The organism is Nocardiopsis sp. ATB16-24, from assembly GCF_030271535.1.
GTDB lineage: Bacteria > Actinomycetota > Actinomycetes > Streptosporangiales > Streptosporangiaceae > Nocardiopsis.
This window is the reverse complement of record NZ_JASCXJ010000012.1, coordinates 1-23,259: the sequence shown is the minus strand read 5'-3', so window position 1 is coordinate 23,259 and position 23,259 is coordinate 1. Positions and strand designations below refer to the sequence as shown.

23 protein-coding genes are annotated in these 23,259 nt (G+C 68.6%); 18 read left to right on the top strand and 5 right to left on the bottom strand.

Features of this window, described 5'->3' with window-relative positions:
• Positions 1–97: 97 nt before the first annotated feature.
• Positions 98–1,777: a glycosyl hydrolase family 18 protein gene (locus PFX91_RS14370; RefSeq protein ID WP_285732058.1), complete on the bottom strand. Its 1,680-nt coding sequence runs from the start codon at positions 1,775–1,777 to the stop codon at positions 98–100.
• A 460-nt stretch (positions 1,778–2,237) separates the two neighbouring features.
• On the opposite strand from PFX91_RS14370, the gene PFX91_RS14365 reads away from it, so the two are divergent.
• Entirely contained in the window at positions 2,238–2,759 is a 522-nt protein-coding gene (locus PFX91_RS14365; RefSeq protein WP_285732307.1) for a MarR family transcriptional regulator, read from the top strand.
• A 75-nt stretch (positions 2,760–2,834) separates the two neighbouring features.
• A complete protein-coding gene (gene icmA / locus PFX91_RS14360; protein ID WP_285732056.1) occupies positions 2,835–4,565 on the top strand; it encodes a coenzyme B12-dependent isobutyryl-CoA mutase large subunit in 1,731 nt (576 codons plus the stop codon).
• A gap of 57 nt (positions 4,566–4,622) precedes the next feature.
• Here the strand turns inward: icmA and PFX91_RS14355 are convergent, their stop codons facing one another.
• Both PFX91_RS14355 and PFX91_RS14350 read right to left on the bottom strand, forming a co-directional pair.
• A complete protein-coding gene (locus PFX91_RS14355; protein ID WP_285732055.1) occupies positions 4,623–4,796 on the bottom strand; it encodes a DUF397 domain-containing protein in 174 nt (57 codons plus the stop codon).
• Complete coding sequence (locus PFX91_RS14350) at positions 4,793–5,569, bottom strand: helix-turn-helix domain-containing protein (protein WP_285732054.1); 777 nt, start codon at positions 5,567–5,569, stop codon at positions 4,793–4,795. The genes PFX91_RS14355 and PFX91_RS14350 overlap by 4 nt, the downstream gene beginning before the upstream one ends.
• A 503-nt stretch (positions 5,570–6,072) precedes the next feature.
• Between PFX91_RS14350 and PFX91_RS14345 the strand changes: the two genes are divergently transcribed.
• The 10 genes from PFX91_RS14345 to PFX91_RS14300 all read left to right on the top strand — a co-directional run bounded on the left by PFX91_RS14345 (position 6,073) and on the right by PFX91_RS14300 (position 16,362).
• Positions 6,073–7,026 carry a tetratricopeptide repeat protein gene (locus PFX91_RS14345; RefSeq protein WP_285732052.1) on the top strand — a complete coding sequence of 318 codons (954 nt, stop codon included), beginning with the start codon at positions 6,073–6,075 and terminating at the stop codon, positions 7,024–7,026.
• A gap of 176 nt (positions 7,027–7,202) precedes the next feature.
• A complete protein-coding gene (locus PFX91_RS14340) occupies positions 7,203–7,970 on the top strand; it encodes a cytidylate kinase-like family protein (protein WP_285732050.1) in 768 nt (255 codons plus the stop codon).
• Between the two features lie 186 nt (positions 7,971–8,156).
• Complete coding sequence (locus PFX91_RS14335; RefSeq protein WP_285732049.1) at positions 8,157–9,563, top strand: NAD-dependent malic enzyme; 1,407 nt, start codon at positions 8,157–8,159, stop codon at positions 9,561–9,563.
• Positions 9,564–9,639: 76 nt separating this feature from the next.
• Positions 9,640–10,221 carry a YqgE/AlgH family protein gene (locus PFX91_RS14330; protein WP_285732047.1) on the top strand — a complete coding sequence of 194 codons (582 nt, stop codon included), beginning with the start codon at positions 9,640–9,642 and terminating at the stop codon, positions 10,219–10,221.
• A gap of 65 nt (positions 10,222–10,286) precedes the next feature.
• Positions 10,287–10,529 (top strand): DUF3039 domain-containing protein, encoded by a 243-nt coding sequence (locus PFX91_RS14325; protein WP_285732045.1) that lies wholly within the window; start codon positions 10,287–10,289, stop codon positions 10,527–10,529.
• A 609-nt stretch (positions 10,530–11,138) separates the two neighbouring features.
• Entirely contained in the window at positions 11,139–11,951 is an 813-nt protein-coding gene (locus tag PFX91_RS14320; RefSeq protein WP_285732043.1) for a class E sortase, read from the top strand.
• Positions 11,952–11,967: 16 nt separating this feature from the next.
• Positions 11,968–12,240 carry a hypothetical protein gene (locus PFX91_RS14315; RefSeq protein ID WP_285732041.1) on the top strand — a complete coding sequence of 91 codons (273 nt, stop codon included), beginning with the start codon at positions 11,968–11,970 and terminating at the stop codon, positions 12,238–12,240.
• A 125-nt stretch (positions 12,241–12,365) separates the two neighbouring features.
• On the top strand, positions 12,366–14,093 hold the full coding sequence (locus tag PFX91_RS14310) for a DEAD/DEAH box helicase (RefSeq protein ID WP_285732039.1): 1,728 nt from the start codon (positions 12,366–12,368) through the stop codon (positions 14,091–14,093).
• An 89-nt stretch (positions 14,094–14,182) separates the two neighbouring features.
• Positions 14,183–15,232 (top strand): zinc metalloprotease, encoded by a 1,050-nt coding sequence (locus PFX91_RS14305; protein WP_502888318.1) that lies wholly within the window; start codon positions 14,183–14,185, stop codon positions 15,230–15,232.
• 122 nt (positions 15,233–15,354) lie between these two features.
• Positions 15,355–16,362 (top strand): tryptophan--tRNA ligase, encoded by a 1,008-nt coding sequence (locus PFX91_RS14300; RefSeq protein WP_285732037.1) that lies wholly within the window; start codon positions 15,355–15,357, stop codon positions 16,360–16,362.
• Between the two features lie 68 nt (positions 16,363–16,430).
• On the opposite strand, the gene PFX91_RS14295 is transcribed toward PFX91_RS14300, so the two are convergent.
• Positions 16,431–17,000 carry a nicotinamidase gene (locus PFX91_RS14295; RefSeq protein ID WP_285732035.1) on the bottom strand — a complete coding sequence of 190 codons (570 nt, stop codon included), beginning with the start codon at positions 16,998–17,000 and terminating at the stop codon, positions 16,431–16,433.
• Positions 17,001–17,080: 80 nt separating this feature from the next.
• A complete protein-coding gene (locus tag PFX91_RS14290) occupies positions 17,081–18,382 on the bottom strand; it encodes a nicotinate phosphoribosyltransferase (protein WP_285732033.1) in 1,302 nt (433 codons plus the stop codon).
• A gap of 132 nt (positions 18,383–18,514) precedes the next feature.
• Between PFX91_RS14290 and PFX91_RS14285 the strand changes: the two genes are divergently transcribed.
• The 6 genes from PFX91_RS14285 to rdgB all read left to right on the top strand — a co-directional run bounded on the left by PFX91_RS14285 (position 18,515) and on the right by rdgB (position 22,688).
• Entirely contained in the window at positions 18,515–18,937 is a 423-nt protein-coding gene (locus tag PFX91_RS14285; RefSeq protein WP_285732031.1) for a M67 family metallopeptidase, read from the top strand.
• A 96-nt stretch (positions 18,938–19,033) separates the two neighbouring features.
• On the top strand, positions 19,034–19,312 hold the full coding sequence (locus tag PFX91_RS14280) for a MoaD/ThiS family protein (RefSeq protein ID WP_285732029.1): 279 nt from the start codon (positions 19,034–19,036) through the stop codon (positions 19,310–19,312).
• A gap of 7 nt (positions 19,313–19,319) precedes the next feature.
• Complete coding sequence (locus PFX91_RS14275; RefSeq protein WP_285732027.1) at positions 19,320–20,267, top strand: PLP-dependent cysteine synthase family protein; 948 nt, start codon at positions 19,320–19,322, stop codon at positions 20,265–20,267.
• A 293-nt stretch (positions 20,268–20,560) separates the two neighbouring features.
• Complete coding sequence (locus tag PFX91_RS14270; protein ID WP_285732025.1) at positions 20,561–21,313, top strand: MBL fold metallo-hydrolase; 753 nt, start codon at positions 20,561–20,563, stop codon at positions 21,311–21,313.
• Positions 21,314–21,360: 47 nt separating this feature from the next.
• Positions 21,361–22,080, top strand: a complete 720-nt coding sequence (gene rph / locus PFX91_RS14265) for a ribonuclease PH (RefSeq protein ID WP_285732024.1) — start codon at positions 21,361–21,363, stop codon at positions 22,078–22,080.
• 2 nt (positions 22,081–22,082) lie between these two features.
• The gene (rdgB, locus tag PFX91_RS14260; protein WP_285732021.1) at positions 22,083–22,688 is read left to right on the top strand and encodes an RdgB/HAM1 family non-canonical purine NTP pyrophosphatase; all 606 of its coding nucleotides are present in this window, start codon (positions 22,083–22,085) and stop codon (positions 22,686–22,688) included.
• Positions 22,689–23,259 lie beyond the last annotated feature (571 nt).

Here is a 23,259-nt window from a genome sequence, read left to right as displayed (position 1 = left end):
CGTCGCACATCGCCGCGCGCCGGCCGTGAGCGGCGATGCTCCCCGGATCAGAGCACCGACGCCGCTCGTACTCCGCCCGGACCCTCCGGGCGGCAGGTCAGCCGCTCAGGGCGGTGTGGACGGCGCTCATGAGGCTGCCGTCGGCGTCGTCTCCGTCGATGGACCAGATCATGACGCCGCCCAAGCCCTGTTCCCGGGCCCATGCGGTCTTCTGGGCCATGGCGGTGGGGTCGTCGTAGGTCCACAGGGTCCGGCCGTCGTAGATCCAGGCCGTACCGGCCTCGTCGTTGCGGAAGAGCGCGAACTCCTCGGAGGCGGCCTTCTCGGCGAGGACCCTCCAGTCCTCGGTGCCCGCCGCGTACGTTCCCTCGGCCGGGCCCGTGGCGGGCTGGAAGAGGCCGTCGCCGTCCGGACCGGGCTCCACACCGGTCCATCCCTGTCCGTAGAAGGGGACTCCCAGAACGATCTTGGCGGGGTCCACTCCCCGGTCCAGGTAGGCGTCCAGGACGATCTCGGAGGAGATCACCGGCTCGGGGTCGCGGGCGTCCACGACCAGGTTGGACTGGTGGTTGGTCACGCTCTCCCAGGTGCCGTGGTAGTCGTAGCCCTGCACCGTGACGAAGTCGAAGGCGGGCATGAGCTCGTCCAGTTCGTATCCGGCGTCCAGACGCCAACCTCCGGCGGGCAGGAAGGCGGTCAGCTCGTAGTGGCGGTCGGTCTCCTCGCCGAGCGCGTCCATCTGGTCGCGGAACTCCCGTACCAGCGCGGTGTAGTTCTCCTTGTCCTCGGGGCGGACGGTGTTGTGCGGATTGCCGTCGGAACCGGGCCACTCCCAGTCCAGGTCGATGCCGTCGAAGACCCCGTAGGCGGCGCCCTCGCCACCCGCTCCGTCGATCTCGGGCAGGTCGCCCCGCAGGTACATGTCGACGCAGGAGGAGACCAGTTTCCGGCGGGACTCCTCGGTGAGGGCGGCGTCGGAGAAGTCCCGTGACCAGTTCCAGCCGCCCAGGGAGATGTTGACGACCAGGTGGGGGTACATCTCCTTGAGCTTGCGCAGCTGGTTGAAGTTGCCGCGCAGATCCTGGTCGGGATGGTCGGCCACACCGTCGACGCTCTCCTCGGCGGGGACCGCACGGCCGTAGTCGGCCAGGGCGTCGCCCAGACCGGGCTCGTCGGTCATGAGGCACTCACCGTCGGCGCCGACGTTGCCGAAGGCGTAGTTGATGTGGGTGAGTTTCGCGGCGCTGTCGGTGTCGACCAGGTCGCGTACGTGGTAGTCGCGCTCCTCGGCGCTCCACTGGGTGTAGTAAGCCACGCTGTGGCTGCCGTGGGAGGGGCCTCGTCCGCCTCCGGTGCCGTCGCAGGCAAGGCCGTTGACCAGACAGTCCACCGGCTCCGTGGCGCCGCCGGAGTGCAGGCCGTTGAAGCCGAAGGAGTAGCTCCCTCCGGCCGGGACGTCGGCGCCCCAGTGCGGAGGGGTGATCGTGTAGCCCTCGGGGGTGCCCGACAGCGTGGCGTTCCAGAGCTGGTGGATGCGACCGTCACCGGGCAGAGAGAACGTGATGGTCCAGTCCTCGACCGGGGTGTTCGAGGGGTTGTGGACGGTGATCTCACCGGTGTACCCGGTGTTCCACCGGGCCGACTCCACATAGGTGACGGTGAGGTTCGAAGGGCCCGTCTCCTCCGCGGAGGCCGAAGGCGCGATCGACACCGGTAGGACGAACAGTAGGCCGGCCACGGTGGCCGCGAGACGGTTGCTGAGACGGCGTGCTCTCACGTCGGGTGTCTCCTGGTGAGTGAGCGGGGGACATGACCACCGCGGTGCCGTGAGGACGGGGGCCGCGGAGCGGGCGGTGGACGACGGTGGTCCGGTGGACGGGGAGGGCCTCCGCGGGCCGCTCCAAGATCCGGGGGCACAGGCGGTCACACCCGACCCTCTGACATGGGGGGATAAATTTTTAGGAAACTTAACTAATAATTACGGGTGTCGTCAACGTCTGCACCGGAACTTTCTGGGTCCTCTGTGAGTGGGACCGGGTTCCGGCGGAGGGCTTCGCTGGTGGCCGACCTTTTCGGACCCGGCGGGGCGACCGGTTTCCTCGTGGGGGAATGTCCCCTTGTGGCCACGGAAAAGTATTGATTTCTTTCCTTGTGGTTGCTAAAGAGGGTTCGCCCTCTTCCGGGCCCGTGCCCGGAGCACGCTCGCTCCGGCCTAGAGTGAGCCTGTGGGTAACCCGTTGAATCTTCCGTTCGACCCGATCGAACGCGCGCACGAGAACTGGACACGCAGGTGGGGGGCGTCGCCCGCCATGGCGGCGGTCACCTCGATCATGCGCGCGCAGCAGCTCCTGATCGGGGAGCTGGACGCGACCCTCAAACCGTTCGGCCTGACCTTCGCCCGCTACGAGGCGCTCGTGCTGCTGACCTTCAGCGGCTCCGGCTCCCTGCCCCTGGGCAAGATCGGCGAACGCCTCATGGTGCATCCGACCAGCGTCACCAACACCATCGACCGGCTGGAGGGGCAGGGCTTCGTGCGCCGCCGTCCCAACCCCAGCGACGGTCGTGGCGTACTGGCCGAGATCACCGACTCCGGGCGTCGTGTCACGGAGGAGGCGACCCAGGCGCTGCTCTCCATGGACTTCGGCCTGTCCTGTTACTCCGATGAGGAGTTGTGGCACGTCCACGAGATGTTCACCAAGCTCAGGGTGCACTTCGGGGACTTCCCCGCACGTGTGGCGGAAGTGGCCGAGGGGCACTGAGGCGCCCGCCGTGACGGCGATGCGCCACGGGCGTCCTTGCTGTACATCATTAGTCGGACGTCCTACTGTTCTTGTATGGCGAACACCACGGGAGACCCCGTCGACGGTGGCGGAGCCGAGGAGATCGAGGCCGGTCGTGAACGCTGGCAGCGCCGTCACGACGCGGCGCGCGAACGCGACGCCGACTTCACGACCCTGTCGGGACGCACCCTGCGACCCGTCTACGGTCCGCCACCGGGCGCCGAGGTCCCCGGCTTCGAGCGCATCGGCTGGCCGGGGGAGTACCCGTACACGCGCGGCCCGCACACCACCGGTTACCGAGGCCGCACGTGGACCATTCGTCAGTTCGCGGGCTTCGGCAACGCGCGGCAGACCAACGAGCGTTACAAGATGATCCTGGCCTCGGGCGGGGGCGGGCTCTCCGTCGCCTTCGACATGCCCACCCTCATGGGCCACGACTCCGACTCACCGCACTCCCTGGGAGAGGTCGGCCACTGTGGGGTGGCCGTCGACTCCGTGTCCGACATGGACCTGCTCTTCGACGGAATCCCGCTCGGTGAGACCACCACCTCCATGACCATCAGCGGCCCCGCGGTCCCCGTCTTCTGCATGTACATGGTGGCGGCCGAGCGTCAGGGCGTGGACGTCGGCACCCTCGACGGCACGCTCCAGACCGACATCTTCAAGGAGTACATCGCCCAGAAGGAATGGCTGTACCCGCCGGGGCCACAGCTGCGGCTGATCGGCGACCTGATGGAGTACTGCGCGGAGAACGTCCCGGCGTACAAGCCACTGTCGGTGTCCGGCTACCACATCAGGGAGGCGGGGGCCACGGCCGCCCAGGAGCTCGCCTACACCCTCGCCGACGGTTTCGGCTACGTGGAACTGGGTCTGTCCCGGGGCCTGGACGTCGACCGGTTCGCACCCGGACTGTCCTTCTTCTTCGACGCGCACATCGACCTCTTCGAGGAGATCGCCAAGTTCCGCGCAGCACGTCGCATCTGGGCACGTCGACTGAGGGACGTCTACGGCGCGAGGAGCGCAAGGGCGCAGCGGCTACGGTTCCACACCCAGACGGCGGGTGTCTCCCTGACCGCGCAGCAGCCTCACAACAACGTCGTGCGCACCACAGTGGAGGCGCTCGCCGCCGTGTTGGGGGGCACGAACTCGCTGCACACCAACGCCCTGGACGAGACCCTCGCACTGCCCACGGAGCAGGCGGCCGAGATCGCCCTGCGCACGCAACAGGTCCTGAGGGAGGAGACCGGGGTCGTCAACGTCGTCGATCCTCTCGGTGGTTCCTGGTACCTGGAGTCGCTCACCGACGAGCTCGAGGCCGAGGCCGAGCGCGTCTTCGCCCACATCCTGCGGATGGGCGGAGGCGAGGAGGTCGAGCACGAGATCGGACCGATGACCTCCGGCATCCTCGCGGGGATCGAGAACGGCTACTTCGGGTCCGAGATCGCCGAGTCCGCCTTCCGCTACCAACAGGCGGTGGAGAAGGGCGACAAGAGGATCGTGGGGGTCAACTGCCACACCGACACCGTCTCCGAAGAACCGGACATCCTCAGGATCGGCCACGAGGTCGAACACGAGCAGAAGCGGGTGCTCGGTGAGCGCCGCGCCGAACGCGACGGGACCGCCGTGGACCGGGCCCTGGCCGCCCTGCTGGAAGGCGCGCGCGGGGACGGCGGCAACCTGGTCCCGCTGATCATGGACGCGGCCCGCGCCGAGGCGACGCTCGGTGAGATCTGCGCGACCATGGGGGAGGAGTTCGGGGTTCACATCGAGGAACCCCGTTTCTGAGGCCGTACACGACGGGGTCCACCGGAGCGCGTCCGGTGGACCCCGTCGTGTACGGCCTCAGAGGGAGTCGGCGACCTTGGCCAGACGGATCCACTGAGCGGGAGGAAAGGAGAGGCAACACTCCTCGGGGTGGACGGAGTCGCGTACGTCCGTCCCCCACTCGTGCTCGCGCACCTCCACGCACTGTCCACCCGTACTGCTGTAGCTGGACTTGTGCCATTCACCGCTCATGTGCTCAACCTCTCCAGAACCTCCATCGACTGCTCCAGCGGAAGCGCGCTGCCAAGAGCGCGTTTGACCAGTTCAGAGAGCCGATCGAACCCTATTGTCTCGTCGTAGAGGACGTTACCGGAAACGTGGTCGCTGGACGCGGCGCGTGACCCGTCCACGAGTCGGCACAGCAGCAGTGGCGAGGTGATCCCGATCAGGGCCGAGCCCTCGGGCACGAGATGGACGCGCACCCTTCCACGCCGTCCCAGCGAGACCAGATGTGCGGCCTGTTCACGCCGCACCTCGTCGGGCACACAGGTGAGCGCGCTGTGGGGGAAGACCGCGACGACCTCGGGGTCGTTCCGTTCCCGCAGACGATCGTAACGGGCACAGCGCATGGAGACGAGATCGTCGATCTCGGCCGGGCCGGCGAGCGGCTGCCCGTGCTCGAAGACGATCCGGGCGTAGCCGGGGGACTGGAGGAGTCCGGGGACCAGGACGGGCGACAGGAACTCGATGTGGACGGCCTCCTCCTTCAGCCGCCACAGGTCCTGCATCCACGGGGGGAGCGAGGAGCCGGAGGTCTGGGTCTCCCAGACCTTCAGGAGTCGCCCCGAGGCCCGAAGGAGTTCGTCCAGCTTCTCCACGTGGTCGCGTTTGGGGGTGTTCTCCCCGGACTCCCACCTGCAAAGAGAGGAGGAGGACGTACCGATACGTGCCGCCAGTTGGCGTTGGGTGAGGCCTCGGAGCTCGCGCCACTTCGTGATCTGGGAGGGGAAGGGAGATTGCACCATGTCCCAGATAATAGTGATCGAGTTGCAAGTAAAACCGCAGCTTTGAGAATCCACCGCAGTTGCTCGCGGGACAGGCTTTGAGCCGTCAGGGTGGGACACCGAAGGCGACGCTGGCTCTTCGGGGTTTCACGAGGACTCACCCGTAGGGGCCGCCGTCCAGTCGTCTTCAGGGGAAGCCCCGTGCTTTTCCACCGCCTTTCCGCTTCATGTGGCGTACGTTCCGTATGTACGCGAGCGACCACGGAACATGTCGTCGGTGCGGGCGGTGTCGAACACGGGCGACCGCGAACGGGTCGTTCCCGGTGCCGCCCTGCCGCGGTACCGGGGACGGACACGGTTCGCAAAGGTGAAGAGCCCTCTCCGGGGAGGGGCCTCATGGGGGATGAGGCTGGAGGGGGTCGGCCGGAGAAGAGGGACAGGAGCCCGGACTCGGGGGTCGGGCTCCTGTCCACGGCCTCGGGGAGACGGCCGCGAACCGCTCGCGCATACGGCAGGATGGAAGCATGCAGCCTTCGGACTTTTCACCGAACAGTGCCGTTGACCTCGGCGCGCGCAAGGCGGCCATGGAGCGTGAGGCCAAGCAGCGTGCGGCGGAGTCGGCGGGCCGATCCAATCCCTACGCCGTCAACGTCGACGAGTCCAACTTCCAGGCCCAGGTCCTGGAACGGTCCATGGCGTCCCCGGTCGTACTGGCCGTTCTCGCGGGCTGGTCCGAACAGTCCAAGCAGGTCGAGGACGCGTTGGACAGGCTCTCGGCGGCCTCGGGCGGCAACTGGTTCCTGGCCAAGGTCGACAGCGAGGCGAGTCCACAGCTGGTCCAGGCCCTGCGGGTGCCCACCGCGCCGATGATCGTCGTGGTCGTCCAGGGTCAGCTCCTGCCCGGTCCCGCGGGTCCGGCGACGGAGGAGCAGCTCAGCGGTTGGCTCGACGAGGCCTTCGCCGCCCTCAAGGAACAGGGCGCCCTGCCTCCGGAGCACCCCGGCACCGTCACCGGGGAACCGGGGGCCGAGGACCAGGCCACGGGAGGCCCCGAACAGCCCCAGGCCCGACCGGTGGACGTCGAGGCCCAGGAGGCGCTGGAGCGGGGTGACTTCGAGGCGGCGGCGGACGTCTACGCCAAGGCGGTGGAGGCCGACCCGGGCGACACCGAGTCCAAGAGCAAGCTCGCCCAGGTCCGCCTGGTCGGCCGCCTCCAGACGGTGGACGCCGGTGCGGTCCGTCAGAGGGCCGCCGACCACCCCGAGGACGTCGAGGCCCAGATCACCGTGGCCGACATCGACATGTACGGCGGTAAGTTCGAGGACGCCTTCGACCGGCTCATCGCCACCGTCAAGCGCACCGGTGACAAGGAACGCGACCGGGTGCGCACCCACCTGCTCGAACTGTTCGATCTGTTGCCCCCGGGCGACCCGAGGGTCGGCGCCGCCCGCCGCAAGCTCACCTCCGCACTGTTCTGAGCCGCGGATCGGAGGCCGAAGGACACGGAGCGTCCGTGCCGGCGACCGGCACGGACGCTCCGTGTTCCCAGGGGCGGGCGTACGGTGGTGCGCGGACGGGATAGCCCGCGGCCAGTGGGGTACAGAACCGCCAAGAAGCGGGTATACGGCCCGCACGGCAGGTTGGCAGGTGCCCCATGGCGACCCATGACCCCTCCCAAGGGCGCGTGACCCCGGTGGTCACGATCTCGGCCGCCTACGGCGCGGGGGGCGGCGTGATCGGTCCGGCCGTCGCCGCGCGACTGGGCGTGGCCTTCCTGGACCGCGCGGTCCCCAGCGCGGTGGCCGCGCAGATCGGATGTTCCCTGGACGAGGCCCTCCAACGCGATGACCGTGCGCCGGGTCGACTCGAACGCCTGCTCTCCAGCGCGGCCCGCCTGCCCACCGTCACCATCGGCAGCGTGGACACCGTCTTCATCGGTACCACCAACGACGAGGGCCGTCTCCTCTACGACCACGAGTTCGTGGAACAGACGGAACGGGTCGTGGGCGAGGTCGCCCACAAGGGCGGCGTCGTCCTCGGACGGGCCGGTGCCGTGGTGCTCGCGGACCATCCCACCGCCCTGCACGTGCGTCTGGACGGCGACCGTCACGCCCGCCTGCGCCGGGCACGGGAGTTGTGGGAGGCGGGTGACCGCACCGAACGTTGCGGTCACGACTGGGGCGGTGAGGCGCCCACCCTGCGTCTGCTCGACGACAACGACCGCGCCCGGGCGGCCTACGTGCGGCGGTTCTACCGGACCGACCCCGCCGATCCGCGTCACTACCATCTGGTCCTGGACGCGCCGTCGCTGACGCTCGGGGCCTGCGCGGACCTCATCGTGCGAGCGGCACGCGACCGCGCCGCCGCAACGGACACCGGCGCCTCGTCGATTGATCGCGGAGACACGCAAGAGTCATCATAAATTGTGCGATTTTTTCCTATAGCGGGAATTGTTGCTTTGTGCTGAAGGTGGGGGCTTGACTCGGGTAGGGTGAGGCGACTCGGTTGCGGGCTCAGGACAGTCTCCCCCGAACCGGGTTTCGCGCGCGGGCGGTACCGGAGGTGCCCCGCGGACGCACGACACAGAGCAAGAGCCGAGGAGCGACACGTGGCCACCCTTCCCAGCGTTTCCTACTCCATCACCGTCCGTCTCGAACTGGACGCTGGGGGCAGTGCGGTCGGCAGTCTCACCAACGCAGTGGAGCGGGTGGGCGGCATGGTCACCGCGCTGGACGTGGCCGCGGCCGAGCGGGAACGCATCCGGATCGACGTCACGTGCGCCGCCCGCGACACCGAACACGCACAGGCCATCATCGCCGCCCTCGGCGCCCTCGAGGGCGTGGTCGTGCACAAGGTCAGCGACCGCACCTTCCTCATGCACCTGGGCGGCAAGATCGAGATGAAGTCCAAGGTGGCGCTGCGCAACCGCGACGAGCTCTCCATGGCCTACACCCCCGGGGTCGCCCGCGTCTCCCAGGCCATCGCCGCCAACAAGGACGACGCCCGCCGGTTGACCATCAAGCGCAACAGCGTCGCCGTGGTCACCGACGGCTCCGCGGTCCTGGGACTGGGCAACATCGGACCCGAGGCCGCCATGCCGGTCATGGAGGGGAAGGCCGCCCTGTTCAAACGCTTCGCCGACATCGACGCCTGGCCCATCGCCCTGGACACCCAGGACGTGGACGAGATCGTCCGCACCGTTCAGATCCTCGCCCCCGGGTTCGGCGGCATCAACCTGGAGGACATCTCCGCCCCCCGCTGCTTCGAGGTCGAGGCCCGCCTGCGCGAGCTTCTCGACATCCCCGTCTTCCACGACGACCAGCACGGCACGGCCATCGTCGTCCTGGCGGCCCTGCGCAACGGCCTGCGGGTGGTGGGCAAGAAGCTCGACGAGGTCCGTATCGCCATGTCCGGTGCGGGCGCCGCGGGCACCGCGATCCTCAAACTGCTCAAGCACGCCGGTGCCCGTGACATCATCGTCAGCGACGTCCACGGAGCCGTGCACACCGGTCGTGAGGACCTGGACGCCAACCTGCGGTGGATCGCGGAGAACACCAACCCCACGGGCTACAGCGGCGACCTGCGCGGCGCCGTGACCGGGGCGGACGTGTTCATCGGCGTGTCCGCGCCCAACGTGCTCAGCGGCGAGGACATCGTCGAGATGAACAGCGACTCCATCATCTTCGCGCTGGCCAACCCCGAACCCGAGATCGATCCGGACATCGCCCACCTGCACGCGGCCGTCGTGGCCACCGGCCGCAGCGACTACCCCAACCAGATCAACAACGTCCTGGTGTTCCCCGGCTTCTTCCGCGGTCTGCTGGACGCGCAGAGCCACTACGTCAACTCGGACATGATGGTCGCCGCCGCCGAGGCCCTGGCCGACGTGGTCACCGAGGACGAGTTGGGTCCCAACTACATCATCCCCAGCGTCTTCCACTCCGACCTGTCCCACCACGTGGCCACGGCCGTGCGGGAGGCCGCGCAACGCGACCGGGACGCCCGCGGAAAGTGATGCCGCGGACCTCACCGGGGATAACGGCGTGGAGAACACGGGCACGTCGACGCGAGTTCCGGGGTAGGTGTGGGACATGGACCAGCCGACGATGACCGGACGCCTCCTCGTGGCAGCCCCCCTTCTTCAGGAGGACTCCTTCCGTCGTTCGGTGGTGTTCGTCGTCGACGACACCTCCGACGGCACCCTCGGCGTGATCCTCAACCGGCCGTTGAGTCTGCCCGTGGACGAGGTCGTCACCGGCTGGGGCGCCTACGCCAGCGAACCCGCGGTGATGTTCTCCGGAGGGCCCGTGGGCCCCGGTTCGGGTATCGCCCTGGGGGTGGCCGGCCCGGGAGAGCCGCCACCGGGATGGGCGCCGCTGGACGGGCTGAGCCCACGGACGGGCCTGGACGGTGTGGGCGTGGTCGACCTCGACGGTCCTCTCCGGACACTGGGCGGGGCGCTCGGCGCCTTCCGCGTCTTCGCCGGATACGCCGGGTGGAGCGAAGGCCAGTTGACCGAGGAGATCGACGAGGGTGCCTGGTACGTGGTGGACGCGTTCGCCGACGACATCTTCACCACGGCCCCGGAGGGACTGTGGTCCCGCGTGCTGCGCCGTCAGGGCGGTGACATGGCGTTGCTCTCCACCTTTCCCGAGGATCCGACCATGAACTGAGTCCGCCAGGGCGGGGCGCGGCACCCTATAACGTGGAACACAGACGTCGAAAGGTGTGAGGCACGATGGCGATGGACATTCTCAACAAGGTCCTCCCGGACAGCGAGACCAAACCGGATATCTCCCACGGTGACGGGGATCGGGAACGGTTCGCCCATTACGTGCAGAAGGACAAGATCACCGAGAGCGCGGTCACGGGCAACCCGGTGATCGCCCTGTGCGGCAAGGTCTGGGTGCCCAACCGGGACCCGAAGAAGTTCCCGGTGTGCCCCGAGTGCAAGAAGGTCTACGAGGAGATGACGAAGTAGGCCTCCTCCCCCGGTCCGGTTTCGCGCGGGGGAACGGTCGCGGATCATCGCGGCGTACGCCCAGGGCCCTGGTACACGACACGGTGTGCGTCAGGGCCCTGGGCGTCGGTGCTCCCAGGGGCGGGAAGGGGCACAGGGGATGCCGCCGAGCGTGCTCTGACGCGCTCTCGGGGAGGCCGTGTCCCACCTCGCCGGACGGCGTCTTCTCACGCTCGGGTGCGGGGGGCGGGTGCGGGTGATGTCCGCCCGAGCCCCGGCCCAGGACACCCGACCGTTCCCGCCGAACGAACCGACGGCCGCGTCGGACCTTCGACACCGGGAACTCGTACCGGGCATCGCGGAACAGCTCACGGAGCGCGGTGGGGCGGTTATCGTGGTGCTGCACGATTTGGGGCTTGCGGCAGCCTACGCCCATCGTGTGGCGATACCGTCCGGAGGGCGGTGCGTCGCACAGGGCTCCCCCGCGGACGTGTTCACAGCGTCGCTGCTCAGCTCCGTCTACCAGCACGAGGTCGAAGTCCTGCCGCATCCGCGTACCGGGGTTCCTCTGGTCGTTCCCCTCCGGTAGGTAGCCGGTACGTCCGGAGGCGCCCACAGAAGTAGGTCGTATTGGTGTCCACAACTGAACGGCAGTTCCACGAGGGTTCCCGGTCCGAAGACGGACGGAGCCGTGGACGTCGAGCTTCGGGCGGCCGGCGCCGCCGTGCCCCCAAACCGAGGATCACCCCCGGCGACGTCGTACGCGGTACCGTCAGGTTCTTCGGCGAGATCATGCTGACGGCAGGCCTGGTCATGCTCTTCTACGCCGCTTACGAGGTCTACGGATCCCAGTGGGAGACCGATCGCGAACAGCAGGACCTCGCCCAAGGACTGGAGGAGGCCTGGGCCGCCACGGAGGAGGCGGGGCCGGAGTCGGAGCCGCTGCCGGGCAGCGCCGACAGCCGTCTGTACCTGCCGTCGTTGGACCTGGACTGGGTGGTCGTCAACGGCACCACACCGGATGACATCCGTTACAGTCCCGGCCACTACACGGAGTACCCCAGCACACCGGGTGGAGAGGGCAACTACGCGGTGGCCGCCCACCGCACGCCGGGATTGTTCTGGGACCTGGACCTGCTGGAGAACGGCGACGTCATGGTCCTGGAGGACGGGGAGAACTTCTACACCTACGAGGTCTTCCGGGAGGAGACGGTCCTGCCGACGGACGTGTGGGTGATCGAACCCGACCCGTTCGCCGAGGAGACCGAGGGCGCCGAGACCGAGGAGGGACCCGGGCGCTCCCTGCTCACCCTCACCACGTGCGCGCCCAAGCTGAACAACACGCACCGCCTGATCGTGTGGGGAGAGCTGGTGGAGACCACCCCCAAGTCGGAGGGGATGCCCGACTCGATCGCGCACATGGCCCCCGCCGCAGACGAGTGAGGAGTGAGGAACACGAATGTACGGTCTGATCTGGCGTGTCCTGCCCGGTCCCTGGGCCTCCAAGTTCATCATGGCGGTCGGCCTGTTGGCCGGAGCGGCCGCGCTGCTGTGGTTCTTCGCCTTCCCGGCGATCTCTCCGCACATGCCCTTCAACGACGGCGCCGTGGACGTCGAGGGCGCCGGTGCGGGCGGTGGTGAGGAGGTCGGGATCCCCGGAGAGGGGGAGGAAGCCGTGATTCCCGGTGAGGAGGGGGCTCCCGTGGAGCAGGTGCCCGAGGGAGAGGGGTAGTCGCTCCGGCCGTGGAGCACAGGGGAAGGGTACGCCGTGTGCGCGGCGCCACTGGTCCGCTTCCCGGATCGGTGGGGTGTGGGGGCTAACCTCTTGCAGGTGAGTGATGGGGGATGGGCCGAGGCATGACGGTGACGCAGACCACGACGGAGGACCGGCTGAAGGGCCTTCGCGCATGGCAGCGGGAGGCGTTCGAGGAGTACTTCCGCCGCGAACCACGCGACTTCCTCGCGGTGGCGACCCCGGGTGCGGGGAAGACCACCTTCGCCCTCACCCTGGCCAAGGAACTCCTCCACCGACACACCGTGCGCGCGATCACCATCGTGTGCCCCACCGAACACCTCAAGAAGCAGTGGGCCGAGGCCGCCGCCAGGTTCGGCATCGCCATCGACCCGGACTTTCGCAACGGACAGGGCGCTCTGGGGCGCCAGTACGTCGGGGCGGCGGTCACCTACGCCCAGGTGGCCGCGCATCCGATGCTGCACCGGAACCGCACCGAGGCCCGCAAGACCCTCGTCATCTTCGACGAGGTCCACCACGCCGGGGACTCCCTGTCCTGGGGCGAGGCCGTACGTGAGGCCTTCGACCCGGCGGGCAGGCGGCTCAGCCTGACCGGTACCCCCTTTCGTTCCGATATCAACCCGATCCCGTTCGTGGACTACGTTCAGGACCCCTCGGGGGTACGCCGCTGCTCGTGGGACTACAGCTACGGCTACGGGCCCGCGTTGAACGACGGGGTCGTGCGCCCGGTCATCTTCATGGCCTACTCGGGCGAGATGCGCTGGCGCACCCGCGCGGGCGACGAGTTGGCCGCGCGGCTGGGCGAACCGCTCACCCAGGACGCGCTGTCCCAGGCCTGGCGCGCGGCACTGGACCCCAAGGGCGACTGGATCAAGCGGGTGCTCCAAGCCGCGGACCGCCGCCTGACCGAGGTCCGCAAGACACACCCGGACGCGGGTGCGCTGGTCATCGCCAGTGATCACGAGAACGCCCGTGCCTACGCGCGCATCCTGCGGCAGATCACCGGCAAGGGCGCCACCGTGGTGCTGTCCGACGATCCGACCGCCTCCAGGAAGATCTCCCGGTTCGCCGCGAGCGACGACCGCTGGATGGTCGCGGTGCGGATGGTCTCCGAAGGGGTGGACGTGCCCCGGTTGATGGTCGGCGTCTACGCGACCTCCACCAGTACCGCGCTGTTCTTCGCCCAGGCCATCGGCCGCTTCGTCCGTGTGCGCCGGCGCGGTGAGGTCGCCTCGGTCTTCCTGCCCTCGGTGCCGACTCTGTTGGAGTACGCGGGGGAGATGGAGCGTGAGCGCGACCACGTGCTGGACAGGGCCCCCACCGAGGGGGACGAGTATCCGGAGGAGGACCTCCTCAAGGAGGCCAACCGGAAGAGGGACACCCCCGACGCCGGGGAGGAACTGCCCTTCGAGACCATGGAATCGGCCGCGGAGTTCGACCGGGCCCTCTACGACGGAGCCGAGTACGGTGGAACGCCGGGATCGACCGAGGAGGAGGACTTCCTGGGACTGCCCGGTCTGCTCGACCCCCAGCAGGTCTCCCAACTCCTGCGCAAGCGCAAGGCCGAGATCAAGGCCAACGAGCTCAAGGCCAGGAAGAAGGGCGAGCCCGCCGTCGAGGACGAGGGTCCGACTCATGAGGTCCTGGCTGACCTGCGCCGTGAACTGAGTGGGTTGGTGGGCGCCTGGCACCACCGCACGGGCAAGCCTCACGGGGTGATTCACAACGAGCTCCGGCGTGCCTGCGGTGGGCCCCCGGTCGCGCAGGCGACCCCGGAACAGATCCGCGAGCGGATCGCCAGGATTCGCGCCTGGGCCGTTGGCGGACGTTAGCCGCCTCATCATCCCAAATCGGGCAAATACTTTGTAAGCCCACGCATGTGCCATAAGCACTATGTGTTCACTCGATTACCTTTCGTGAGATGAGTGGACAAAACCCTCGCGGCGGGTCGGCCGCGTTCTGGACCGGACTGGTGATGTGCGGGTTCGCCCTGACGGGCGTGGTCGCGACCACGGCGCCCGATGCGGTCGAACCCGCTCACATGAGGCCGGCACCGGTGGTGCCGGCGGAGTTCGAGAAGTGCCCTCCCGGCATGGAGATGCGCGTGAGCGACCCCGGAGGCGCGGGTCCCCCGGAGAGCGGCGCACTGACACCGGAGCAGGCGGACCGCTACCACCGACAGCTCCGTGACGCGCTCGTGCCCCTGCGCGGGCAGCAGCTCGAACCGCCGCACACCGTTCCCGTCGTGGTGCACGTCATCTCGGCGGAGGACGGCAGTGGTGACGTCAGCGACGAACGCATCCACGAGCAGATCGACGTCCTCAACACCGCTTACAGCGGTGGCTACGCCGGTGTGACGGCGCAGGAGGTCGGGGTCGGCGAGACGGCGAAGCGGTCCGCCGGTGTGAAGGCCGCGGAGGAGAACGCCGCCGACACCGGCTTCCGTTTCGAGCTGGCGGAGATCACCCGTACGGTCGACGACGACTGGTTCACCGGTTTCGACCAGCACCGCGACACCATTCGCGCGCGACTCCGTCAAGGGGGCGCCGAAACCCTCAACATCTACACCGCCGACCTGGGGCCCGGTCTGCTCGGCTACTCCACCTTCCCGCAGGACTACAAGGACAAGCCCGAACAGGACGGTGTCGTGGTCGCTCACGACACCCTGCCCGGTGGGGACCGCGACCGCTTCAACCTCGGCCACACCGGCACCCACGAGATCGGTCACTGGCTCGGGCTCTTCCACACCTTCCAGAACGGCTGTACACCGCCCGGCGACTACGTGGACGACACCCCCTACGAGCGGGAGGCCGCCTCCGGCTGCCCCGTCGACCGTGACACCTGCCCCGACGAACCGGGCAAGGACGCGGTCACCAACTTCATGAACTACAGCGACGACGCCTGCATGACCCACTTCACCGAAGGGCAGGGTCGGCGCATGGTCGAACACTGGGCGGCCTTCCGCTCCTGAGCCGAGGGACCGGCCCGATCCGGTCCGGGGGCAGGCCCGACGTACCCGGTGTGCGTCGGGCCGCTCCTCCCGGGGCCGCGTGCCGCACACCCGGGAACCGTACCGCCGCTACCCTGGAAGGCATGGCAGCGAACACCTACCTGACCGGGATCAAGCCCACCGGGGACTTCCACCTGGGCAACTACGTCGGCGCGATCAAACCGGCCCTGGCGGCCGCGGAGGTCTACGACACCTACTACTTCATCGCGGACTACCACGCGCTCAACACCATCAAGGACGCCGACGAGCTCCGTCACAGCATCCGGTCAGGCGCTGCCACCTGGCTCGCGTGCGGCCTCGACCCCGACAAGACGGTCATCTACCAGCAGTCCAAGGTGCCCGAGACCTTCGAGCTCACCACGATCCTGAGCGCCCTGACCCCCAAGGGCCTCATGAACCGCGCGCACGCCTACAAGGCCGCCCGCGACCGTAACAACGAGGCCGGGATCACCGACCTGGACGCCGGCGTCAACATGGGGCTGTACAACTACCCCATCCTCATGGCCGCCGACATCCTCATCATGGAGTCCACCCACGTCCCCGTGGGGCGCGACCAGACCCAGCACATCGAGTACACCGCCGACATCGCCGGATACTTCAACCACCGCTACGGCGAGGTCTACGACTTCCCGATCCCCGAGGGCGTCATCGACGACGGCGAGGCGAGCATCCTGCCCGGGGTCGACGGCCGCAAGATGAGCAAGTCCTACGACAACCACATCCCGCTCTTCCTCCCCGAGAACAAGCTCAAGAAGGCCGTGCGCCGGATCCCCACCGACTCCACGCCGGTCGAGGAGCCCAAGGACCCCGACGGTTCGGTGCCCTTCCAACTGCTCACCCACTTCGCCGACGCGGACAGGATCGCCGACGTGCGCAAGCGGCTGGAGGCGGGCGGTATGGGCTGGGGCGACCTCAAGAACGAGCTCTTCGAGGTGCTCAACGCCGAGCTCGCCCACAAACGTGAGCGCTACGAGGAGCTGATGGCCGACCCCGCGCGGATCGACGCGATCCTGGAGGCCGGTTCCGAACGCGCCCGCAGGCGTGCCCGCGCCACCCTGGACAGGGTGCGCGCCGCCATCGGCGTGGCCTGACCCGCGCGGAGCAGGCGGTGACCGGGGGCGGCGGTGGGAGCACCGCCGCCCCGTCCGTACGCCGGCCCTCAGCCGACCAGCGGCTCTCCCTCCAGGGTCACGCCCGCCTCACGCATCTGCTCCAACGCCGCGTCCACCGTCGGACGCGCCACACCCGCGGTCATTCCGAGCAGGACCCGCGTACGCAGACCCTCCTTGACGGCGTCCAACGCCGTGGCCCTCACACAGTGGTCCGTGGCGATGCCCACCACGTCCACCTCCTCCACCCCGTGCTCGCGAAGCCACGCGACCAACGGGGTCCCCTCCTGCCCGGCCACGCCCTCGAAGCCGCTGTAGCCGTCCGAGTACTGGCCCTTGTCGAAGACCGCGTGGACCAGCGAGGAGTCGAAGTGGGGATGGAACTCCACCCCCGGAGTCCCCGCCTCACAGTGACGCGGCCAGCTCCTGACGAAGTCGGGGTTCTCCGAGAAGTGCTCCCCGGGGTCGATGTGGTAGTCCCGCGTGGCCACCACGTGGTCGTAGTCACCGGCGCGGACGTGTTCGGTGATCGCCGCCGCCGTGCTCGCCCCGCCCGTCACGCCCAGGCTCCCGCCCTCACAGAAGTCCTTCTGCACGTCCACCACGATGAGTGCCTTCATCGTTCCACTCCTTCTCCCACGTCCTGGTCCTTACCGCCCGGTTCCTCGCCGGGCACGGCCGTGCCCACGAAAGCACGTCCTCAGTGGAACACCGTCGGCAACGCCGCCTCGCCACGGGACATCCGCAGAGCCTCCTCGGGCAGTTCCGCGATCGTCGCCCGATGCCGTTCCCGCGCCTGGTGCACGGTCTCACGTCCCACCACCTCGCCGCCGGCGACCAGGGGACGCAGAAGGGGACGCGTTCCCGCCTGGGCGGTCGGCCGATGGGGATGGACCTCCTCGGCCACGGCGGTGCCCTTGTCGTCCAGACGGCGTACCGCCCACTTGCGTCCGCCCCTGCTGGGTTTGCCCACCGAGCGCTTGGCCACCGGCTCCAGGGGCGAGTCCTCCTCCAGGCCCCGTGCCCGTGCCACCAGCTTGTACACCAGGGACACCGTCGGGGCTCCCGAGCCCGTCACCAGAGAGGTTCCCACCCCGTATCCGTCCACCGGCGCCACGGCCAGAGCCTGGATGGCGTGTTCGTCCAGGTCGCCGGTCACCACGATGCGGGTTCCGGTCGCCCCCAGGGCATCCAGCTGGGCACGCACCCGCGTGGCCTCCGCGGCCAGGTCGCCGGAGTCGATCCGTACCGCGCCCAGCCCGGTTCCGGCCAGCTCGACCGCGGTGCGTACCGCTCGCTCCACGTCGTAGGTGTCCACCAGCAGCGTCGTCTCCGTGCCCAAGGACTCCACCTGGGCCTTGAACGCGTGCCGCTCGCTGTCGTGCAGCAGCGTGAAGGCGTGCGCGGCCGTCCCGCCGGTCGGCACTCCGTAGGTGCGTCCGGCCTCCAGGTTGGAGGAGGTCGCGAAACCGGCCACGTAGGCGGCCCGTGCCGCCGCCACCGCGGACCGCTCCTGGGTACGGCGCGATCCCATCTCGATCAGCGGCCGATCCCCGGCCGCCACGGTCATCCTCGTCGCGGCAGAGGCGATCGCGCTGTCGTGGTTGTACACCGACAGCGCCAGGGTCTCCAACACCACGGCCTCGGCGAAGGAGGCCTCCACCACCAGGATCGGGGATCCGGGGAAGTAGGCCTCCCCCTCGCCGTAACCCCACACGTCCCCCGAGAACCGGTAGTCGGCGAGCCAGTCCAGTGTGCGTTCGTCCACGACCCTGTTGTCGGACAGGAAGTCGAGTTCCTTCCCACCGAACCGGAACCGCTCCAACAGGTCCAGGAACCGTCCCGTTCCCGCCACGACGCCGTAGCGGCGCCCCTCCGGAAGCCTCCTGGCGAACATCTCGAACACCGAGCGGCGGGCGGCGGTCCCGCTGTGCAGGGCGCCCTGGAGCATGGTCAGTTCGTAGTGGTCGGTGAGTAGCGCGCTGCTGCTGTCCTCGCTCATGGGCCAGAGCCTAATCCGTGGGGGTGGGGCGGGGAGGGGGCGGCCCGGCCATGCCCGTCCACCGTGATCCACCTCGCACGACAACAATACCCATTTGGTTGGTAGGAAAGAAGGTACGGGTACTCTGGACGCATGCTGAGGATTGATCGCTCGATCTACGACAAGATCGTCGCCCACGCCCGCCGCGATCACCCTGACGAGGCGTGCGGCATCGTGGCCGGGCCCGAGGGGACCGACCGCCCCGAGCGGTTCGTCGAGATGACCAACGCCGAGCGGTCGCCGACCTTCTACCGCTTCGACTCCCTCGAACAGCTCAAGGTCTGGCGTGAGATGGACGACCGCGACGAGGAACCCGTCGTGATCTACCACTCCCACACCGCGACCGAGGCCTACCCCTCGCGTACCGACGTCTCCTACGCGTCCGAGCCGGGCGCCCACTACGTGATCGTGTCGACCCGCGAGCCCGACACGGTCGAGTTCCGCTCCTACCGGATCATCGACGGTCGGATCACCGAGGAGCCCGTGGAGATCACCGAGGCCCAGGGAGCCGAGTAGGTTCCGCGGGACGGGTCGTGCGGGTCCAGGAATGGACGCCGAGCCCGCCCTGTTGGCAATGAACGCACACTGACAACCGCTAACGGAGACACCTTCATGGCCATCGAGGTCCGTATCCCCACCATCCTGCGCAACCTGACCGGCGACGCCAAGGTCGTCGAGGGTTCCGGGGCCACCATCGGTGAGCTCTTCGCCGACCTGGACCGCCGCTACCCGGGTATCGAGGAGCGCCTGGTGGAGGATGGCAAGCTGCGCCGCTTCGTCAACGTCTACCTCAACGACGAGGACGTCCGCTTCGTCGGCGGGCTGGAGGCCAAGCTCAAGGACGGGGACGACGTGACCGTCCTCCCCGCCGTCGCGGGCGGAAACCACTAGGTCCGGTATGCGCTACGACTCCCTGCTCGACTCCCTCGGTGGTACGCCGCTCGTCGGCCTGCCCAGGCTCTCGCCCTCGCCGCGGATCCGGCTGTGGGCGAAGCTGGAGGATCGCAATCCCACGGGTTCGATCAAGGACCGCGCCGCGTTCTACATGATCGAACAGGCCGAGAAGGACGGGCTGCTCTCCCCGGGCCGCACCATCCTGGAGCCGACGTCGGGGAACACCGGCATCTCCCTGGCCATGGTCGCCAAGCTGCGCGGCTACCGCCTGGTCTGCGTCATGCCGGAGAACACCTCCTCCGAGCGCAGACAACTGCTGGCCATGTGGGGTGCCGAGGTCCACTTCTCCGACGCGGCGGGCGGCTCCAACGAGGCCGTCCGCGTCGCCAAGGAGATGGCCCGGGACAATCCCGACTGGGTGATGCTCTACCAGTACGGCAACGCGGCCAACGCTCGGGCCCACTACGAGACCACCGGGCCCGAGATCCTCGCCGATCTTCCCGAGATCACCCACTTCGTCGCCGGGCTCGGTACGACCGGCACTCTGATGGGCGTCGGTCGCTACCTGCGCGAACACCGCCCGGACGTGCAGATCGTGGCCGCCGAACCGCGATACGGCGAGTTGGTGTACGGGCTGCGCAACCTCGACGAGGGGTTCGTGCCCGAACTGTACGACGAGTCGGTGCTCACCACCCGCTTCTCCGTGCCCTCCGACGCCGCCCTGAGGCGGACTCGGGAGCTCCTGGAGAAGGAGGGCGTCTTCGCGGGCATCTCCACCGGTGGAGCGCTGCACGCCGCGCTGGGCGTAGCCCGTAGGGCGGAGCGGGCGGGAGAGCGCGCCGACATCGCGTTCGTCATCGCCGACGCGGGGTGGAAGTACCTGTCCACCGGAGCCTACGAGGGCACCCTCGAAGAGGCGGAGGAGCGGCTCGACGGCCAGCTCTGGGCCTGACCCGAGGCTGGGGTCGGCACCGGGTGCCGACCCCAGCGCTGTTCGAAGGCCTGCCGATTCCCCAGGGAGCATGATCGGGCAAAGTGGGATAGAAGGCGTCAAAGCGTGTGAAAAATTCACACGTGATCGAGGTCGCGTGAGACCCGGGCCACATTTTGTACCACCCGGGCGGTCATTGGGGTACACCCGTAACAACGGGACATCCGCAGAACCAGCCGCCATCCGCACCCCTCACCCACTCTCGACGGGGGTGCCACGGACGCCGCGCGGCCCATCGAGAAGGCGACGACGACGTGCGACTCACGATTATCGGGTCCTCGGGGAGCTTCCCCGGGCCGGACAGCCCGGCCTCCTGTTACATGCTCGAAGCGGACGGCTATCGCCTTCTGCTCGACATGGGCAACGGCGCGCTCGGCGCGCTCCAACGGTACGTCGACATCTACTCGATCGACGCCGTCTACCTGAGTCATCTGCACGCCGACCACTGCTTCGACCTGTGTTCGTACTGGGTGGCCAGAATGTTCCACCCGGGCGGGACCAAGTCCCGCATCCCGGTCTACGGACCCAAGGGCGTGGCCCGGCGCCTGGCCGAGGCCTACGGTCTGGACGCCGATCCGGGCATGACCGAGGTGTTCGACTTCCATGAGCTCGTGCCCGGCGAACTGCGGATCGGCCCGTTCGACCTCCGGGTCGACCACGTCAACCATCCGGTGGAGGCCTTCGGTGTCCGTCTGGAGCACGGTGGCAGGTCCATGGCCTACTCCGGTGACACCGGGGCGTGCGACTCCCTGGTCGAACTGGCGAAGGACACCGACCTGTTCCTGTGCGAGGCCGCTTTCCAGGACCACCTCGAACATCCCAAGGACATGCACCTGACCGGAAGCGAGGCCGGTGAGCACGCCAGCCGCGCCCGTGCCCGCAGCCTGCTGCTCACCCACCTGGTTCCGTGGAACGACGACGAGGTCACACTCGCCGAGGCCCGTTCCACCTACGACGGTCCGATCACACTGGCCCGCAGCGGACAGGTCCACCTGATCGGTGGATGAGCGGGACGGTTCCCCTCTCCACCGGCGGCGGCGATACGCTCTTGACCATGGCCCGACCTGACGGACGCGTTCCGACCCAACTCCGCCCTGTGACCATCACCCGCAACTGGCTCCGCCACGCGGAAGGCTCCGTGCTCATCGAGTTCGGGGAGACCCGAGTGCTGTGCGCGGCCAGTGTCGAGGACGGTGTGCCACGCTGGCGCCGTGGCACGGGCGAGGGGTGGGTCACCGCCGAGTACTCGATGCTGCCCCGCGCCACCGACACGCGTGGCGCGCGTGAATCGGTCCGCGGCAAGATCGGCGGCCGCACCCACGAGATCTCCCGCCTCATCGGTCGCTCCCTGCGTGCGGTGGTGGACTTCAAGGCGATGGGGGAGCACACCATCACCCTGGACTGCGACGTGCTCCAGGCCGACGGTGGTACCCGGACCGCCGCGATCACGGGTGCGTACGTGGCCCTGGCCGACGCGATGAAGTGGCTGCGCAAGCGTCGCAAGCTCAAGAACAACCCACTGACCGGCTCCCTGGCCGCGGTCAGTGTGGGAGTGGTGCAGGGACAGCCCCGACTGGACCTGAACTACCTGGAGGACTCGGTCGCGCAGACCGACATGAACGTGGTCCTCACGGGGGAGGGGGAGTTCGTGGAGGTGCAGGGCACCGCCGAGGACCGACCCTTCGACAGGAAACTCCTGGACCAGCTGCTCGACCTCGCCGTCTCCGGTTGCGAGGAACTGACCGCGATACAGAAGAAGGCCTTGTCGGAGTGACGGTGAGAATCGTTCTGGCCACGCGGAACAAGAAGAAGGTTCCGGAGATGCGGACCATCCTGGCCGACGCCGGGATAGAGGCCGAGGTGCTCTCGCTCGACGCGTTCCCCGACGCCCCCGAGGTTCCCGAGACCGAACCGACCTTCCTGGGAAACGCACTGCTCAAGGCGCGTGCCGTCGCCGAGCACACGGGGCTGCCGGCCGTCGCCGACGACTCCGGGCTCAAGGTGGACGAGCTGAGGGGTATGCCCGGTGTGCTGTCCGCGCGCTGGGCGGGTCGCTTCGGCGCACGGGATCAGGACCGGGCGAATCTGGAGCTGGTCCTGGACCAGTTGGCCGACACGCCATCGGAGCGCCGGGGCGCCCACTTCGTGTGTGCGGCGGCGTTGGTCATGCCGGACGGTACCGAGGCCGTCGTCGAAGGGGTGCTGCGCGGACGCCTGATCAGGGAACCGCGGGGCTCGAACGGTTTCGGTTATGACCCGGTCTTCGTCCCGGAGGGGGAGAGCCGGACCACGGCGGAGCTGTCCCCGGAGGAGAAGAACGCCATCAGCCACCGCGGGGTCGCCTTTCGCAAACTGGCTCAGGAGCTGGTGGAGATCCTCTGAGGCAGGGGCCGCCGACTTCTCGCTGAAGGTACGGTCGGGGCGGCACGGGGGGTCTCCTTCCGTACCGTCCCGGCCGCACCCGCGAAGGGGAGGGGACGAACGGGAGCGGTGTCGGGAGGGTCGTGGCCGGGGAGACAGGGAGCCCGCCGAAGGATCTCGGTGGAAATTCCGGCCTCCCATGTTTGGCCCAGGCCCTCCTGGGGAGGATCACCCTCGCCTGACAAACGAACCGACGCAACCTGAGACGCGGCCCTCGATACCGGGGACCGGCGGTCCGGCGGACATCACCGCGTGGGCGGGGCAGGTCGATCATCAGCGGCCCGGTCCGACACGGAACGTCCGAGCACACGGGGATCCCCTCCTCGACCAGGCGGATTTGACCGCGCCGGATCGGTTGCCTACACTCGATCGGGTCGCTGCGGGACGGCGAGAGGCTCCGAGGGAGCCGACTCGGAACCGGACCGCGTTCTGCGAACCTCCTTCCGAACTCCATCCGGTCCGAGCATCGCCTCGGAGCGGGTAAGCTCAGGAGGCCGCCTCGCGAGAGGCACCTTCACTTCCTCTCAGAGCG